This is a genomic window from Mesorhizobium sp. M1227 (genome assembly GCF_040318315.1).
Taxonomy (GTDB): domain Bacteria; phylum Pseudomonadota; class Alphaproteobacteria; order Rhizobiales; family Rhizobiaceae; genus Mesorhizobium.
In genome coordinates this window covers 1-1,694 of sequence record NZ_JAMYLZ010000095.1, presented here as the reverse complement: position 1 = coordinate 1,694, position 1,694 = coordinate 1, and the positions used below count along the sequence as shown (strand labels likewise).

The window sequence follows — 1,694 nt, the reverse complement described above, 5'->3', positions numbered from 1 at the left end:
GCTAGGGCAATGGGTGGAGCACACTCGCCAAGGGCGGCCGGTGTTGGACATTTCTATACTTGGGGTTGGCCGCTTCCGGCCCACAGGCTGCCGGACGGCAATGCGCCTCATGTCGGTCGTCAAAGTTAGCTTTGCAACTGCCTTAAAGAGGACATTACCGGCCACCGCATTGGTGATCGCGGTTGCGCCACAAGCGGACCACGTGTTGCCGTTGGCCACACGAGCGCCTCCACCTGTCCAGCAACGAGTCCGGTCGGCTCAGTGGAAGGTCGTTTTATAGTGGAGGCCCGGAAACGACGCCTCGCCGGGTCGCAGCGCCGCCTGCCCCATGGGATCACCTTTTAGAATACTGAGGAAGAATGCCGCGGTCAGCGTCTTGGCTTGATCGAACTGCGGACCGGAACCGGAACCGTATGCGAACATCATGTGCCCACCCTTGTCGAATACGGCCAACGCCTTATCTCGACTTCCGATGCTATCATGCGCCCATAGGGCATTGAATTCCGGCTTCACCATCTCGTCGTCAGAAGTGACCAGTATGAGCGTCGGCACTTTGACAGCCGCAATGCCAGTGGCGCCGAATACCTGCAGCTCGCCGCCCGGAGCTGCGAGAACGAGCGCCGCCACGCGGCTATCCCAAATGGGTGGCATCGGCTCCGCAAACGGGTCCGCAGCGCCGTAGAGTTTGGCAATCGTTGGCTCGAAACCTACAAATTGGCATGAGTCGCCATACTTCTGGGCCTCATTTGCAGCGCACCAGCTATCCAGGGCTTTAAAGTCGACCCGAGCGCCTCCCGCCTGGAGCGCAGTCGCTCCGCCCGATGAATGCCCCCAGACGCCGATGTGGGAGGTATCTATGAGTCCAGCGAGTTTGCCACCCGGGGCTGTCAGTGTATCGGCGTAGCCGATCACACGAAGCACGTTGGCAGAACGATAATAGAGCAATCGGCGAACGTCGAATCCGGTATCATAGCTCGAAGCGAAGACAACGAACCCGTAGGTCGCGAGAAACTGGCCCCAGCGGGTGTAGGCTATGCCCGGCATCGAGGATCCGGGGATCAGCACAAGCAGCGGATAGGGACCGGTCGTTGCCGGCGGTGCCTCCGGCGTCGTCTTCAGGATTGCGCCGGCGGGAGCTGGCGCAGGACCAGCAGCGGGATACCAGACCCATGTTTCCAGCGGGTGCTCACCAGTCACGTCAGGTATCGTGAACTTCTGAATACCGATCGCGAAAGGACCGGGCTGGCTGAAATCGGTTGCGATCGCGGGTGTCACTGCGATCAGGGGCAAGATGACAAGCCAAGGCAGCAGAAGAAAACCCAAGACAGCCTTGATCATAACGTGCCTTCCTGCGCGGTGCCAGGCTGCCGCTACCGTTCACCCATGACGGCAAGACGTCAAGCCCGAGTGCTGCCCACAGTCCATCTATATGGTACGTTCGATCGTTTTGCTGCCCTGAGTCTTCGCTTGAGTGGACTGAGAGGAGTTGCAGCTTTAGGAACGTGCGGAACGGGTCAGTTCGAGACTCGGACCCACCGGATTGAATGTCTGCATTCTCACGCGTTCATACCAGAACCGGCCGGACCGCTCCCGTGAAGAGTTTCGGGCGCCGGCAGGCGTACGAAAGTCCCCGAGGAAGGAACCCGCGGGCCACAGGCGATGGCTATGGGGATTTCGGATTTCGGCAGATGTCG

Annotated in this window: 1 protein-coding gene; it reads right to left on the bottom strand. The window is 60.1% G+C overall.

Going from position 1 to position 1,694, the window contains the following annotated elements:
- Nucleotides 1–258 precede the first annotated feature (258 nt).
- Nucleotides 259–1,338, bottom strand: a complete 1,080-nt coding sequence (locus tag NKH28_RS34245) for an alpha/beta hydrolase family protein (RefSeq protein ID WP_352921326.1) — start codon at nt 1,336–1,338, stop codon at nt 259–261.
- Nucleotides 1,339–1,694 lie beyond the last annotated feature (356 nt).